Origin of the sequence: Pseudomonas sp. PDM22 (assembly GCF_014851965.1) — a bacterium.
Lineage (GTDB): Bacteria > Pseudomonadota > Gammaproteobacteria > Pseudomonadales > Pseudomonadaceae > Pseudomonas.
This window is the reverse complement of the sequence record NZ_JACVAR010000002.1, coordinates 1039365-1054828: the sequence shown is the minus strand read 5'-3', so window position 1 is coordinate 1054828 and position 15464 is coordinate 1039365. Positions and strand designations below refer to the sequence as shown.

15 protein-coding genes are annotated in these 15464 nt (G+C 65.6%); 9 read left to right on the top strand and 6 right to left on the bottom strand.

Annotated elements, in window-relative coordinates:
- Positions 1-5: 5 nt before the first annotated feature.
- From IB255_RS10475 to moaA, 5 genes are all read right to left on the bottom strand, one after another.
- Entirely contained in the window at positions 6-401 is a 396-nt protein-coding gene (locus IB255_RS10475; protein WP_081518106.1) for a PA2779 family protein, read from the bottom strand.
- 131 nt (positions 402-532) lie between these two features.
- The gene (locus IB255_RS10470; RefSeq protein ID WP_081518105.1) at positions 533-1018 is read right to left on the bottom strand and encodes a hypothetical protein; all 486 of its coding nucleotides are present in this window, start codon (positions 1016-1018) and stop codon (positions 533-535) included.
- Positions 1015-1350, bottom strand: a complete 336-nt coding sequence (locus tag IB255_RS10465; RefSeq protein ID WP_081518104.1) for a low molecular weight protein tyrosine phosphatase family protein — start codon at positions 1348-1350, stop codon at positions 1015-1017. The genes IB255_RS10470 and IB255_RS10465 overlap by 4 nt, the downstream gene beginning before the upstream one ends.
- 59 nt (positions 1351-1409) lie before the next feature.
- Complete coding sequence (locus IB255_RS10460; RefSeq protein ID WP_192210241.1) at positions 1410-2174, bottom strand: substrate-binding periplasmic protein; 765 nt, start codon at positions 2172-2174, stop codon at positions 1410-1412.
- 131 nt (positions 2175-2305) lie between these two features.
- Entirely contained in the window at positions 2306-3301 is a 996-nt protein-coding gene (gene moaA / locus IB255_RS10455) for a GTP 3',8-cyclase MoaA (protein WP_081518103.1), read from the bottom strand.
- Positions 3302-3511: 210 nt separating this feature from the next.
- Between moaA and IB255_RS10450 the strand changes: the two genes are divergently transcribed.
- Positions 3512-4165, top strand: a complete 654-nt coding sequence (locus IB255_RS10450) for a TetR/AcrR family transcriptional regulator (RefSeq protein ID WP_081518102.1) — start codon at positions 3512-3514, stop codon at positions 4163-4165.
- A gap of 113 nt (positions 4166-4278) precedes the next feature.
- On the opposite strand, the gene IB255_RS10445 is transcribed toward IB255_RS10450, so the two are convergent.
- Positions 4279-4710, bottom strand: coding sequence for a GlcG/HbpS family heme-binding protein (locus IB255_RS10445; RefSeq protein ID WP_081518101.1), 432 nt, complete (start codon positions 4708-4710; stop codon positions 4279-4281).
- Between the two features lie 357 nt (positions 4711-5067).
- Between IB255_RS10445 and gcl the strand changes: the two genes are divergently transcribed.
- The 8 genes from gcl to sstT all read left to right on the top strand — a co-directional run bounded on the left by gcl (position 5068) and on the right by sstT (position 15381).
- Positions 5068-6843 carry a glyoxylate carboligase gene (gene gcl, locus IB255_RS10440; protein ID WP_081518100.1) on the top strand — a complete coding sequence of 592 codons (1776 nt, stop codon included), beginning with the start codon at positions 5068-5070 and terminating at the stop codon, positions 6841-6843.
- Between the two features lie 132 nt (positions 6844-6975).
- The gene (hyi, locus tag IB255_RS10435; RefSeq protein WP_081518099.1) at positions 6976-7758 is read left to right on the top strand and encodes a hydroxypyruvate isomerase; all 783 of its coding nucleotides are present in this window, start codon (positions 6976-6978) and stop codon (positions 7756-7758) included.
- Positions 7759-7827: 69 nt separating this feature from the next.
- Entirely contained in the window at positions 7828-8718 is an 891-nt protein-coding gene (locus tag IB255_RS10430; RefSeq protein WP_081518098.1) for a 2-hydroxy-3-oxopropionate reductase, read from the top strand.
- A gap of 306 nt (positions 8719-9024) precedes the next feature.
- Positions 9025-10296 carry a glycerate kinase gene (locus IB255_RS10425; protein ID WP_081518097.1) on the top strand — a complete coding sequence of 424 codons (1272 nt, stop codon included), beginning with the start codon at positions 9025-9027 and terminating at the stop codon, positions 10294-10296.
- Positions 10293-11723, top strand: coding sequence for a pyruvate kinase (gene pyk / locus IB255_RS10420; RefSeq protein ID WP_192210239.1), 1431 nt, complete (start codon positions 10293-10295; stop codon positions 11721-11723). The genes IB255_RS10425 and pyk overlap by 4 nt, the downstream gene beginning before the upstream one ends.
- Positions 11724-12131: 408 nt before the next feature.
- A complete protein-coding gene (locus tag IB255_RS10415; RefSeq protein ID WP_192210237.1) occupies positions 12132-13049 on the top strand; it encodes an urea transporter in 918 nt (305 codons plus the stop codon).
- A gap of 33 nt (positions 13050-13082) precedes the next feature.
- Complete coding sequence (gene dapF, locus IB255_RS10410; protein WP_192210235.1) at positions 13083-13919, top strand: diaminopimelate epimerase; 837 nt, start codon at positions 13083-13085, stop codon at positions 13917-13919.
- Between the two features lie 217 nt (positions 13920-14136).
- Complete coding sequence (gene sstT / locus IB255_RS10405) at positions 14137-15381, top strand: serine/threonine transporter SstT (RefSeq protein WP_081518093.1); 1245 nt, start codon at positions 14137-14139, stop codon at positions 15379-15381.
- Positions 15382-15464 lie beyond the last annotated feature (83 nt).

Below are 15464 nucleotides of genomic sequence, written 5' to 3'. Positions count from 1 at the left end.
GCGTCTCAACGCTGGCACCTCACAAAGGTGAAGATGTGGGTGATACAGAGCAGGTCGGTGATCACGAAGATCAGCAGGAACAACAGGATGATGCCGATGATGCCGCCAGCGGGGGCCTCGTCCAGTTGCTGGTTGAACTGCGCCAGCTCTTCATTGGACAGGCTCTTGATGCGCTGCTCGACCTTGCTGCGCTCGACGCCCATGGACTGCAGTTTTTTCTGCACGCCCTGGTCATCGAGCATTTTCAATAACTGTTCGCGGTCGACCTGTTGCTGCTGTGCCTGCAGCACTTCGCCGGTGCCAACCATGGCGGCCTGAGCCAACGGGACTTCCGCAACGACACCCAACTGCGCGAACACCAGGACTGCTGCAAGGCTCTTTACCCGTCTTGTTATGGTCATTCTGGGTCACCTCATCATGGACTGCATGCACTGGGCAGGAGGTGCAGGCCGCTCGCACGCGAGACAACCGACCATGACGCTCCCGCCATATCGGCGGCAACCGCAGGGCCGCTATCTAGTGTGATGCCGGCTCAGGAAAAGAGTTCGAAGCGTATTTGGCGCCAGTCGGCGTCCAGATGCCCCAGGTAGAGGCAGGCATGGCCACGGGGAAAGAGGATGTGCTCCGGGCCGATGCCCGGACCTTCGAGACGCAGCAGGCGCCCCCAGGGATGGTGGCTGATGCGCCCGCGCACATCGTCGACCGTGCCGCCACGCCACCAGTGGATGGCGGCCTCGGCATCCTCGACGCCTTCGGGCTGCTCGATACGCACCGGCTCGTCGCGCCAGCCGATCACCCGCTGCGGGTCGAATCCGACCTGCTGGGCCAGCGGCAGCGGCGTGATCCACTGTGCGCCGTCACGCTCCTCGAGCGACACAGCCAGCGGGCACCACTGCGGCTGCTCCAGCGCCCAGAGCAGATCGCCGTCGATGGCCAGCGAGGGTTCGGGCTGTGCCTGGATGCGGAAACCGGGGCAGACCAGCGTGCCTTCGCGCAGGGGAATATGGAGCTCGCTCATGCACTCTCCTGCCGCAGGAGAGGTCCGACCTTGCGCTCCAGCAGGAGTACCAGCTCGGGCTGCAGATAGACGTAGTCGTCAGGGATATCCAGGCACACCAGACGCTTGCCGCGCATCGCCACGGGGAAGCGGCGCAGCAGTGCCTGCCGATGGCGGCGCTCCATGACGAAGACCAGGTCGGCCCACTCCAGTTGCTCGGCACTCAGCAGGACTTCCGCATCCGGCGCCAGCCCGGCGGAGTCGGTCTCGACCTCCGGCCAGCTGGCGAAGACGGTTTCGGCGGTGGGACTGCGCAGGCGATTGCGGCTGCAGATGAACAAAGCGCGGCGCACTTCATCCTCCCTACGGCTGGCGCGCAAACGGCAGCGGCGATTCTAGGGAAGAAGGCGGCTCACGGCGACTTCTGTTTCGCTTTCTGGCGCTCGAGGAAATCCACTTTCCACTGCTCGACGCCCAGGTGCTCGGAATCCAGGCTAGCCTCGACGCCGTACTTGGCCTTTAGCACGGCCACCTCCCTGGAATGGTCGACGAGGAAGCGGTCGAAGCGCTCGATCAGCTCGCCCTGCTTCACCGTGGACAGGTGGAAGGCGCTGCGCGCGTGTGGCAGTGAAGGATCGAACACCAGCGCCCCCGGCTTCGCACGGATGTTGTCCAGGTAGAAAGTGGCGACCACCACGTTGAAGTAGACGCCATCGGCCTGCTTCTTCAGCGCGGCATGGATCATCTGCTTGAGGTCGGCGCTGGGCGTGAGGGCAATCTGCCCGGCCTGCACCGACTGCTCGTAGCCACGCGGCGTCCAGCCGTCCACCAGCGCCAGCCGCTTCAAGGCGCCAACGCCTTGCCCCAGCCGCTCCGGCGCCACCAGCACGCCGTCGACGTACTCGGTCACCGGCTGGCTGTAGCGCAGGGTTTTCCCGGCTTTCTGCTCGGGCGCCCAGTTCGGGTTGTCCGGGTACTTGAGATCGATCTGGCCCGACAGCAGCGCCGGCAGCAACTCATCCACCGGCAGCGGGCGATATTCCAGTGTGATGCCGCTGGTACTGGCGAACAGGTCCAGCACCTCGCGGGCGAAGCCCTGGTAACTGCCCTGCGCATCGGTGCTGTAATGGGGGGCGAACGCCAGGTTCTCGACGCCGACGACGTAGGTCTGCGCCATGGCGGCACTTGAAACACCGCTGGAAAAAATGCTGGCGAGCGCGCAGCAGAATGCCTTGAGCTTCAAACGACTCTCCTTGTTGCCTGTTGTTTTTGTTCTGTCCGGCGGGCCGGGCGCCCGCCGTGGCGGACTCAGCCGCCGGTCATGCTCATGAAGCGCAGCACCTGCACCTGCTGGTCGGCTTCGAAATGATGGCGTTCGGGCTTGAGCTGCAGCGCCTGCATCAGCGCCTCGCGCAGGCGCGCGCCGTCGCCGGGGTGCTCGCGCAGCAGTTGGCGCAGGTCCAGCGCGCCCTCGTGACCCAGGCAGAGCACCAGCTTGCCTTCGGCGGTCACCCGCACCCGGTTGCAGTCGCCGCAGAAGTTGTGGCTGTGCGGGGAAATGAAGCCGATGCGGCTGGCGTAGCCGTCGATGCGGTAGTAACGCGACGGGCCGCCACTGCGCTCCGGCGTCGGCAACAGTTGCCAGCGCTCGGCGAGCTGCGCACGGACTTCGTCGCTGCTGCACAGAGTCTGCTTGCGCTCGTGGCTGCTGACGCTGCCCAGCGGCATCTCCTCGATGAAGCTGATGTCGATACCCTTCTCCAGGGCGAAGGCCACCAGGTCGCAGACTTCGTCGTCGTTGCGGCCCTTCTGCACCACGGCATTGAGCTTGATGCGCTCGAAGCCGGCCTCGCGGGCGGCGTCGATTCCGTCGAGCACCTGCTCCAGCTTGTCGGAGCGGGTGAAGGCGGCGAAGCGTTCGCGGCGCAGCGAGTCGAGGCTGATATTCAGCCGACGCACGCCGGCCGCGCGCAGCTCTGCTGCACGCTCGCGCAGTTGCGAGCCGTTGGTGGTGATGGAGAGATCGTCCAGCTCCGAACGTGCGCCCAGTCTTGCCAGCAGACCGGTCAGGCCCTTGCGCACCAGCGGCTCGCCGCCGGTGATGCGGATGCGCTTCACGCCCAGGCCGATGAAGGCGTCGGCGACGGCTTCGAGTTCCTCCAGGCTCAATACCTGGTCGCGCGGCAGGAACTGCATGTCTTCGCTCATGCAGTAGGTGCAGCGGAAGTCGCAGCGGTCGGTGACCGACAGGCGCAGGTAGGTGATGCGTCGACCGAAGGGGTCGACCAACTGGGAATCGGACATGGGGGGTTCCGGATGGCAGGTGCCGAACGAAAGTGCGCTAGAAATACCCTAGAACGCCGTCGCTGTACACACAAAACCGACCCGCGAGTCAGGAAATTGCACGCAAGTACCCGCAACGGGGCCGAGTTGAGGGGCTCAAGAACCCGGTGCTACCATGCCCGGCTCGGTGACAACAGCTATAACAGCAATAAAAGAAAAGAAGACCAGCCAATGACCAGCATCCGCGAGCGTAACCGTCGCCTCATCCTTCGCGCCGCCAGCGAAGAATTCGCCGAAAAGGGTTTCGCGGCGACCAAGACCAGCGACATCGCCGCTCGCGCCGGGCTGCCCAAGCCCAACGTCTACTACTACTTCCAGTCCAAGGAAAACCTCTACCGCTGCGTACTGGAAAGCGTGGTGGAGCCGCTGCTGCAGGCCTCCGCGCCGTTCCGCGAGGATGACGAACCGAGCGAGGCGCTGCGCGCCTACATCCGTTCCAAGGTGAAGATTTCCCAGGAGCTGCCGCACGCCTCCAAGGTGTTCGCCAGCGAGCTGATGCACGGTGCGCCGCACCTGCCCAGGGAATACCTGGATGAGTTGAACGCCCAGGCACAGCGCAACATCGCCTGCCTGCAGAGCTGGATCGACCGCGGCCTGCTGGCGCCGGTGGACCCGCATCACCTGCTGTTCACCATCTGGGCGGCGACCCAGACCTACGCCGACTTCGACTGGCAGATCTCCATGGTCACCGGCAAGACCAGCCTCAGCGAGGCAGACTTCGAAGCGGCCACCGAGACTATCACCCGCCTGGTGCTGCGCGGCACCGCGCCGGACAATGGCGCCGAACACAAGCCGCAGGGGCGTTTGCGGCCGTTGTCGATCTGACGGTTATCAACCGCTGCGGCATGGGTATCGCTTCGCTCCACCCATCCTACGGATGCCCCGGAAACGCGTAGGAGCGAGGCGCGCGATGAACCGCGCGCCCTGCCCTTCTTCGATCAGCCCGCGTCAGCGACCAGGCCCAGCGCCTGCACGCCACGGATCGCGCATTGCTCGTCGATGTCCGAGACGTCGCCGCTGATGCCGATGGCACCAATCACTTCATTGGCCGAATTGCGGATCAGCACGCCGCCGGGCGCGGGCACCACATTGCCTTGCGCCAGGGTGTTCACCGCGGCGATGAACGACGGCCGCTGCTGAGCGTCCGCCGCCAGCACGCGCGACGATTTGCCCAGCGCCACCGCGCCCCACGCCTTGCCGATGGCGATCTGCGGACGAAGCATGCTCGCGCCGTCCTCGCGCTGCAGGCTCAACAGGTGCCCGCCGGCATCCAGCACGGCGATGGTCAGCGGAGCGGTGGACAGCTCGCGGCTGGCGACCAGGGCGTGACGGGTGATGTCCAGTGCGGTTTCCAGACTCAGGGTGCTCATGAGGTTTTCCTCTTCAAGTTGATAAGGCGGTTCAAGGTCGACAAGCCGGGGCCACGCCATGCGCAGAGGTGAATGCTGCGCACACGCGTATCAGAAATCTGTACGCAATCTAGTAGCCGAAGGTCTCAACCAAAGCAACTGAAAAGGACAATTCACATCTATTTTTGTATACATTTTTTCAAACGACAGTTTGACCCAGCGTTCAGCTTTTTCTCGACCCCCCCGGAATACAAGGCCTACAGCGAAAAATGACCACTCAGTCCCTCGTATACAACCCGTCTTGACCTTCGTCGAATTGCCTGCCTAGAATCGCCTCAACTTTTGTACACAATCAGTATAAGAACCGAGGAACAAAATATGGCCAGAATGAGAGCAATCGAGGCTGCCGTACTCGTCATGCGTCGCGAAGGCGTGGATACCGCCTTCGGCGTACCGGGCGCCGCCATCAACCCCATGTATGCGGCCATGAAGAAACTCGGTGGCATCGATCACGTCCTGGCCCGCCACGTGGAAGGCGCCTCGCACATGGCCGAGGGCTACACCCGCACCAACGCCGGCAACATCGGCGTGTGCATCGGCACCTCCGGCCCCGCCGGCACCGACATGGTCACCGGCCTGTACTCGGCTTCCGCCGACTCCATCCCGATCCTCTGCATCACCGGCCAGGCTCCCCGTGCGCGTATGCACAAGGAAGACTTCCAGGCCGTGGACATTACCAGCATCGTCAAGCCGGTCACCAAGTGGGCAACCACCGTGCTGGAGCCGGGCCAGGTGCCCTATGCCTTCCAGAAGGCCTTCTTCGAAATGCGCAGCGGCCGTCCCGGCCCGGTGCTGATCGACCTGCCCTTCGACGTGCAGATGGCCGAGATCGAGTTCGACATCGACGCCTACGAACCGCTGCCGGTGAACAAGCCCAAGGCCACTCGTGCCCAGGCCGAGAAAGCCCTGGCCCTGTTCAATGACGCCGAGCGTCCGCTGATCTGCGCCGGCGGCGGCATCATCAACGCCGACGCTTCCGACAAGCTGGTGGAATTCGCCGAGCTGACCGGCGTGCCGGTCGTCCCGACCCTGATGGGCTGGGGCACCATCCCCGACGACCACCCGCTGATGGCCGGTATGTGCGGCCTGCAGACTTCGCACCGCTACGGCAACGCCACCGTCCTGGAATCGGACATGGTGCTGGGCATCGGCAACCGCTGGGCCAACCGTCACACCGGTTCGGTCGACGTCTATACCGCTGGCCGCAAGTTCGTCCATGTGGACATCGAGCCGACCCAGATCGGCCGTGTGTTCACCCCGGACTTAGGCATCGTTTCCGACGCCGGTTCCGCCCTCGACGTGTTCCTCGAAGTAGCCCGCGAGTGGAAAGCCGCCGGCAAGCTGAAGGACCGCAGCGCCTGGGTCGAAGCCTGCCGCGAACGCAAGCGCACGATGCAGCGCAAGACCCACTTCGACAACGTGCCGGTCAAGCCGCAGCGCGTCTACGAAGAGATGAACGAGTTCTTCGGCAAGGACACCTGCTACGTCAGCACCATCGGTCTGTCGCAGATCGCCGGCGCGCAGTTCCTGCACGTGTACAAGCCGCGCCACTGGATCAACTGCGGCCAGGCCGGCCCGCTGGGCTGGACCATTCCGGCAGCGCTGGGCGTGGTCAAGGCCGACCCGAGCCGTCAGGTCGTCGCACTGTCGGGCGACTATGACTTCCAGTTCATGATCGAAGAACTGGCCGCCGGTGCGCAGTTCAACCTGCCGTACATCCACGTGCTGGTGAACAACTCCTACCTCGGCCTGATCCGTCAGGCGCAGCGCGGCTTCGAGATCGACTACTGCGTGCAGCTGGCCTTCGACAACGTCAACGCTCCGGAGCTCAACGGCTACGGTGTGGACCACGTCGCGGTGGTGGAAGGTCTGGGTTGCAAGGCGATCCGCGTATTCGACCCGAACCAGATCGGCGCCGCCTTCGCCCAGGCTCGCGAGCTGATGCAGCAGCACCGTGTACCGGTGGTGGTCGAGGTCATCCTGGAGCGCGTCACCAACATCTCCATGGGTACCGAGATCAACGCGGTCAACGAGTTCGAAGAGCTGGCCCTGAAAGGCGTTGATGCGCCGACCGCCATCTCGCTGCTGGACTGATAGATCCGAACGACTCCTCCCTTCGGGGAGGAGCAGGGGGTGGATATTTCCTGGCGGAGAGTCCCCCACCCCCTGCTCTCTTTCATCAGGAAGCCGAGCGCCACGCACCACCCGTTTAACAGGAGTGACCCCATGCCCCGTTTCTGCGCCAACCTGTCCATGCTGTTCACCGAGGTGGACTTCCTCGACCGCTTCGAAGCCGCCGCGCGCGCCGGTTTCAGCGGTGTCGAGTACCTCTTTCCGTATGACGTCGAGGCCGAGGTGATCAAGGCCCGCCTGGACGCCAACAAGCTCGAACAAGTGCTGTTCAACCTGCCGGCCGGCGACTGGTCGAAAGGCGAGCGCGGCATCGCCTGCCACCCGGACCGCGTCGAGGAATTCCGCGCCGGCGTCGACAAGGCCATCGCCTACGCCAAGGTGCTGGGCAACACCCAGGTCAACTGCCTGGCCGGCATCCGCCCGCAGGGCCACGACTGCGCGACCATCGAGAACACCTTCCTGAACAACCTGGAGTACGCGGCGGGCAAGCTCGAAGCCGCGGGCATCAAGCTGGTCATGGAAATGATCAACACCCTCGACATTCCCGGCTTCTACCTGCAGACCACCAAGCAGGCCCAGGACATCCGCGAGAAGGTCGGCAGCGCCAACCTGTTCCTGCAGTACGACATCTACCACATGCAGATCATGGAAGGTGACCTGGCGCGGACCATCGAGAAGAACCTCGCCTCGATCAACCACGTGCAGCTGGCCGACAACCCCGGCCGCCACGAGCCGGGCACCGGCGAGATCAACTACCGCTTCCTGTTCGATCACCTGGACCGCATCGGCTACCGCGGCTGGATCGGCTGCGAATACAAGCCCAAGACCACCACCGAAGCCGGCCTCGGCTGGCTCAAAAGCCACAACGTCATCTGATTCGCCAGCCGGCGCGGTGGGTACGCACTGCGCCAGCCAGCCTAACAAGAACAACCAGGAGAACTCCTCATGGCCAAAATCGGATTCATCGGCACCGGCATCATGGGCCTGCCCATGGCGCAGAACCTGCAGAAAGCCGGTCACCAGATCTTCGTTTCCACCCACCACGACGCAGCCCCGGCGGCCCTGGTCGAAGCCGGCGCCATCGGCCTGGCCAACCCCAAGGAAGTCGCCCAGGAAGCCGAGTTCATCATCGTGATGGTCCCGGACACCCCGCAGGTCGAAGACGTGCTGTTCCGCAAGGACGGCATCGCCGAAGGCGTGGGCCCGAACAAGGTGGTGATCGACATGAGTTCGATCTCCCCCACCGCCACCAAGAACTTCGCCGAGAAGATCAAGGCCACCGGCGCGCAGTACCTGGACGCCCCGGTCTCCGGCGGTGAAGTCGGCGCCAAGGCTGCTTCCCTGAGCATCATGGTCGGCGGCTGCCCGAACACCTTCGAACGCGCCCTGCCGCTGTTCCAGGCCATGGGCAAGAACATCACCCGCGTCGGCGGCAATGGCGATGGCCAGACCGCCAAGGTAGCCAACCAGATCATCGTCGCCCTGAACATCCAGGCTGTTGCCGAAGCCCTGCTGTTCGCCGCGAAGAATGGCGCCGACCCGGCCAAGGTACGTGAAGCGCTGATGGGCGGCTTCGCCTCCTCGCGCATTCTCGAAGTGCACGGCGACCGCATGGTCAAGGGCACCTTCGATCCGGGCTTCCGCATCAGCCTGCACCAGAAGGACCTCAACCTGGCCCTGGCCGGTGCTCGCGAACTGGGCCTGAACCTGCCCAACACCGCCAACGCCCAACAGGTGTTCAGCACCTGCGCGGCCATCGGCGGCAGCAACTGGGACCACTCCGGCCTGATCAAGGGCCTGGAGCACATGGCCAACTTCTCCATCCGCAAGGATTGAGAAAGGCATTCGTAGGATGGGTGGAGCTTGCGATACCCATCATTCAGCGGTACCGGGATCGATGGGTATCGCTTCGCTCCACGCCATCCTACGAAGAGCAAGTTGTACGGCGGATAACGCCAGCAAGAGCAAAGTGACGGGCGAAGTTATGGGAGTGGCCTCGCCCGCCACGCTGCAAAGCGACTCGAACACCCGGCCGTAGGGAATACGGCCTCGCCGGCCGGGATGTTCGATTCCATCGCTGAGTCTTCTTGAGACAGAAGCCTGAGCCATGGAACACCACAACAAGAATCATCGGAGCCTGTCATGAGCCTCGACCCACGCGCCTTCCTGCGCGAGCTGTTTGACACCGCCATTGCCGCCGCGCATCCGGCCCAGGTACTGGCGCAGCACCTGCCCACCGACAAGGGCGGCCGCACCATCGTCATCGGCGCCGGCAAGGCCGCCGGAGCCATGGCTGAAGTCGCCGAGAAGCACTGGAATGGTGACGTCCAGGGTCTGGTGGTGGCGCCTTACGGCTATGGCGCCGAGTGCCGCAGCATCGAAGTGGTGGAAGCCTCACACCCGGTGCCGGACGACGCCGGCGAACGCGTCGCCCGTCGCGTGCTGGAACTGATCAGCGGCCTGTCCGAGAACGACCGGGTGATCTTCCTGCTCTCCGGCGGCGGCTCCGCCCTGCTCGCCCTGCCGGCCGAAGGCATCAGCCTCGACGACAAGCGCAACGTAAACAAGGCGCTGCTGAAATCCGGCGCCGCCATCAGCGAAATGAACTGCGTGCGCAAGCACCTCTCGGCCATCAAGGGCGGCCGCCTGGCCCGCGCCTGCTGGCCAGCCAGCGTGTACACCTATGCGATTTCCGACGTGCCCGGCGACGAGGCCACGGTGATTGCCTCCGGCCCCACCGTGGGCGACCCGACCACTTCCGCCGATGCCCTGGCGATCCTCAAGCGCTATGCCATCGACATCCCGGCGAACGTGCGCGCCTGGCTGGAAGACCCGCGCTCGGAGACCGTCAAACCCGGCGACGAATGCCTGTCGCGCAGCCACTTCAAGCTCATCGCCACGCCTCAGCACTCCATTGACGCGGTAGCTGCCAAGGCCGAAGCCGCCGGCATCCCGACGCTGATCCTCGGCGACCTGGAGGGCGAATCCCGCGAGGTCGCCAAGGTCCACGCCGGTATCGCCCGGCAGATCCGCAAGCATGGCCAGCCGCTGAAGGCGCCGTGCCTGATCCTTTCCGGTGGCGAGACCACCGTGACCGTGCGCGGCAACGGCCGTGGCGGACGCAATGCAGAGTTTCTCCTCAGCCTCACCGCCGACCTCAAGGGCGAACCGAACATCTGGGCCCTGGCGGGGGACACCGACGGCATCGACGGCATGGAAAGCAACGCCGGTGCCCTGATGAGTCCGTGCAGCTACAGCCGCGCCCTCAAGGCCGGCCTGAATCCGCTGCACGAACTCGACAACAACAACGGCTACGGCTTCTTCGCTGAACTGGGCGACCTGGTGATTACCCGGCCGACCCGCACCAACGTCAACGACTTCCGCGCCATCCTGGTCCTCGAGAACGACAAATGACTCCGGATAAAAAAGTAAAGATCCTCGCCACCCTGGGCCCGGCGATCAAAAGCCGCGACGACATCCGCGCCCTGGTGGAAGCCGGCGCCAACCTGTTCCGCCTGAACTTCAGCCACGGCGAATACGACGACCACGCCCAGCGTTTCGCCTGGGTGCGCGAAGTGGAAGCCGAACTGAACTACCCCATCGGCATCCTCATGGACCTGCAAGGGCCGAAGCTGCGCGTGGGTCGTTTCGCCGACGGTGCGGTCCAGCTGCAGAAGGGCCAGACCTTCACCCTCGACCTGAACGACGCACCGGGCGACGACAAGCGCGTCACCCTGCCCCACCCGGAAATCATCCAGGCGCTGGAGCCGGGCATGAGCCTGCTGCTGGACGACGGCAAGATTCGCCTGCAGGTACTCAACGCCCATAGCGATGCCATCGAGACCCGCGTGATGAACAGCGGCGAGCTGTCCGACCGCAAGGGCGTCAACGTCCCCGAAGCGGTGCTCAAGCTCAGCCCGCTGACCGCCAAGGATCGCCGCGACCTGGCTTTCGGCCTGGAGCTGGGCGTGGACTGGGTCGCCCTGTCCTTCGTGCAACGCCCCGAAGACATCGAGGAAGCCCGCGAGCTGATCGGCGACAAGGCCTTCCTCATGGCCAAGATCGAGAAGCCCTCGGCGGTGCAGTCCATCGAAGCCATCGCCAGGCTGTCCGACGCGATCATGGTCGCCCGTGGCGACCTGGGCGTGGAGATGCCGGCCGAGAGCGTACCGGGCATCCAGAAGCGCATCATCCAGGTCTGCCGCCAGCTCGGCCGCCCGGTGGTGGTCGCAACCCAAATGCTCGAATCCATGCGTTTCTCCCCGGCGCCGACCCGCGCCGAGGTGACCGACGTCGCCAACGCCGTCAGCGAAGGCGCCGACTGCGTGATGCTCAGCGCCGAGAGCGCCTCGGGTCAGTACCCGCGTGAAGCGGTGGAGATGATGGCGAAGATCATTCGCCAGGTCGAAGCCGAACCGGACTACCAGGCCACGTTGGAGATCAACCGCCCGGAACCGGACGCCACCGTCTCCGACGCCATCAGCTGCGCGATCCGCCGGATCAGCCGCATCCTGCCGGTGGCGGTGCTGGTGAACTACACCGAGTCCGGCGCTTCGACCCTGCGCGCCTCCCGCGAACGGCCCAAGGCACCGATCCTCAGCCTGACGCCGCAACTCAAGTCCGCCCGCCGCCTGACCGTGGCCTGGGGCGTCCATTCGGTGGTCAACGCACAACTCGCCCATGTCGACGAGATCTGCTCCACCGCCCTGGACATCGCCCTGGCCCAGCGCATGGCGCGCCGTGGCGACACCGTGGTGATCACCGCCGGCGTGCCCTTCGGCCAGCCGGGCAGCACCAACATGCTGCGGATCGAGACGGTGGCGCCGGCATTGCAGGCGTAAGCGTGAAAGCCCCTTTCCCCTTCGCGGGAGAGGGCAACCGAGTTCAGGAGCCACGCCCAAGCGCGTGCCTCCGCACCGAGTCACTCCCGGACGGACGGGGCCGGGAATACGGGGCCGCGTCCCCGTCCGTCCGGGATTGACCTTTGTTCTGAGTGCTTGCGCACCAGCAACATGCGTACCGAATGCTTGTCGGTCCATGGCCCCCACGCAGCAACTCCCAATGCTGGCCATGGAATTTCGAGGTTGCCTGCGGTGATCCCGCCGGCAGCCTCTTTTCTTTTTCCAGACCCGTGGCGCAGCCCCGTATGGCGGCGTCACAAGATTCTCACGCAGCGCCCGCCGATGGGGCCTCGATGCCCCACACCCAACGAGGCGCTGCGGAGTCACTTCCAACTGCCCAGAACCAAGATGCCCCTGACCCTCTTCTCGCAGAAACGGCTCCTCCCCAACCGGCTGATCGGCTTCGGCCAGATCTACCTGCAGGCCGACGCGCGCTTCGGCCTGATCCTGCTACTGACCATCGCCTGGTCCGCGCCGCAACTGCTGCCCGGTGCCCTGCTCGGCGCACTGCTCGGCCCGCTCACCGCGCGCTTCGTGCGCGAGCCGCAGGCGGACATCGACGCCGGCCTGCACGACTACAACCCGATCCTCATCGGCCTGCTGCTGCCTTTCCAGTTCCAGTGGTCGCTGGGGCTGGTGATGCTGACCGTTGCCGCCATCCTCACCAGCGTCGCCGTGCAGGCCGTGCTGCTGCGCCAGTCGCGCCGGCGCTTCGGCCTGCCGGCCTACACCTCGGCCTTCGTGCTGCTGGGCTGGGTCTCGGTGGCGCTGGGCAAGGCGCTCGGTTTCGCGCCGGCCAGCGGCGTCGCCTGCCTGTCCTGCGGCGCTGCCAATCCGCTGCTGGATTCGACCGCACTGGGCTTCGGCGAAGTGATCTTCCTCGGTGAACCGCTGGCCGGCCTGACTATCGCCCTCGGCCTGCTGCTGATGGAGCGTCGCACCGCGTTCTGGGCACTCGCCGGCGCCGCCGGTGCGCTGGCCATGGCGCCGCTGTTCGACCTGCCGGCCGCCTCAGCGCAGGCCGGCCTGCTCGGCCTGAACGGCGCGCTGGCCGGTATCGCCCTGTCGCTGCGTTTCCGCAGCCCGCTGGCGCCGCTGTGCGGCATCGTCCTGGCGGTGCTGCTGCAACCCGGCTTCGCCCTCGTCGGCCTGCCCGCGTTCACCGCGCCGTTCATCCTCGCCTGCTGGCTGGTGATCCTCGGCCAGCGCGCGCTGGAAGCGCTGCTGCACGATCCGCGAAGGGAAAACAGCGGCCCGCGTGTATAGTCAGGAGCCTTCTTCCGGCGACGGATCGCACCGATGAACTTCGTGAAATACCAGGCCCTGGGCAACGACTACCTCGTCTATGCCAGCGACGCACCTTTTGCCCTGACCGCTGCGCAGATCGGCCGCGTCTGCGACCGCCACCACGGCATCGGCTCCGACGGCATCCTGGTGGCGAACCACAGCGACGCCGCCTTCGGCCTGCGCATCCTCAACCCCGACGGCTCCGAGGCGGAGAAGAGCGGCAACGGCCTGCGCATCTTCTCCCGCTACCTGTGGGACTGCGGGCTGGTCGCCGGGCAGGCGTTCGACATCGTCACCGCCGGCGGCACCGTCACCAGCCAGGTGTCCGACGAGGGCCGCACCGTGAAGGTGTCCATGGGCCGCGCCGAGTTCGCTTGCGCGAAGATCCCGGTGCTGATCGATGCTCCCGAGGCGCTGGACTTTGCGCTGGAAGTCGACGGCGTGGCGCTGAGGATCAACGCCGTCTCCATGGGCAACCCGCACTGCGTGGTGTTCGTCGAACAGACCAGCCGCGAGCTGGCCTGCCGCCTCGGCCCGCTGCTGGAAAACCACCCGCTGTTCCCCCGCCGCACCAACGTGCAGTTCGTCCAGTGGCTATCCCGCGATGCGCTGCGCGTGGAAATCTGGGAGCGCGGCGCCGGCTACACGCTGTCCTCGGGCACCAGCAGCTGCGCCGCCGCTGCGGTGGCGCGCCGGCTCGGCCTGTGTGACGGGCACATCGACCTGCACCTGGCCGGCGGCCTGCTGAAAATCCGCGTCGAAGACGACTTCCAGGTGACCATGCGCGGCGCCGTACAGCGGGTCGCCGGCATCGACCTGGACCCGGAAGCCTTCGCCGACCTCGGCTGACCCGCCGGCTGGTTCCTCGGGAATTGCCGACGCGACCGGCATGGATCAATGCCGGTCCGCTCGCGCCCGTCCAGACTGCGACCTGACACCTGCCGAAGCAAAGCCTGACCGATCAATCGACGGGTAACCGCGCATTTCCCGGCATCAGACGGCATAATCCGCGACCTTTCGCACCCGGCCCGCCGGGGCGATCCCACTTCCAGCAGCGAAAGACGTCATGACGCTTCCAACTCCCACCCTCCTGCAGCGCCTCAAGGGCACCAGCCTGGTCCTGCGGATCTTCATCGGCATGCTCTGCGGCATCGCCCTCGCCGTACTCTGGCCGCAGGGCGCGGCGGCGGTCAGCCTGCTCGGCAAGCTGTTCATTTCCGCCCTGAAGGCCGTGGCGCCAGTGCTCGTCCTGGTGCTGGTGATGGCCTCCATCGCCAACCACAAGCAAGGCCAGCGCACCCACATCCGGCCGATCCTGCTGCTGTACCTGATTGGCACCTTCTCGGCTGCCGTGGTCGCGGTGATCGCCAGCTTCACCTTCCCCTCGACCCTGGTGCTCAGCGCCCCCACCAGCGAACTGGCGCCGCCCGGCGGTATCGGCGAAGTCATGCGCTCGCTGCTGTTCAGTGTCACCACCAACCCGGTGAAGGCGCTGCTGGAGGCGGACTTCATCGCCATCCTGGCCTGGGCTATCGGTCTGGGCATCGCCCTGCGCCACGCGCGCCAGAGCACCCGCGACCTGCTCGATGACATGGCGGGCGGCGTGACCCTGATCGTCCGCGTGGTGATCGCCTTCGCCCCGCTGGGCATCTTCGGCCTGGTGGCCGGCACCATCGCCGAATCCGGCTTCGACGCACTGCTGGGCTACCTGCACCTGCTGGCCGTGCTGCTGGGCTGCATGCTGTTCGTGGCGCTGGTGGTCAACCCGCTGATCGTCTTCGCCAAGATCCGCCGCAACCCCTACCCGCTGGTCCTGCTGTGCCTGCGCGAGAGCGGCATCACCGCTTTCTTCACCCGCAGCTCGGCGGCCAACATCCCGGTCAACCTGCAACTCTGTGAACGCCTGGGCCTGCACGAGGACACCTACTCGGTGTCGATCCCGCTGGGCGCGACCATCAACATGGCCGGTGCAGCGATCACCATCAGCGTGCTGACCCTGGCAGCGGTGCACACCCTGGGGATAGCCGTGGACCTGCCCACCGCCATCCTGCTCAGCGTGGTCGCCTCGGTCTGCGCCTGTGGCGCCTCCGGCGTGGCCGGCGGCTCGCTACTGCTGATCCCGCTGGCCTGCGGCCTGTTCGGCATCTCCAGCGAAGTGGCGATGCAGGTGGTGGCGGTCGGCTTCATCATCGGCATCCTCCAGGATTCGGCCGAGACCGCGCTGAACTCCTCCACCGACGTGCTGTTCACCGCCGCGGCGTGCATCGCCGAAGGCGACGTGGACGAGCCGCAGGAAGGCGAGCGCGCCTGAACCTGCTTTCCCGGATGTGAACCGGGGCGGCTGCGGCCGCCCCGGTGCATCTCGGCTAAGGTGTCTGAATCCCTTCCGTGGAT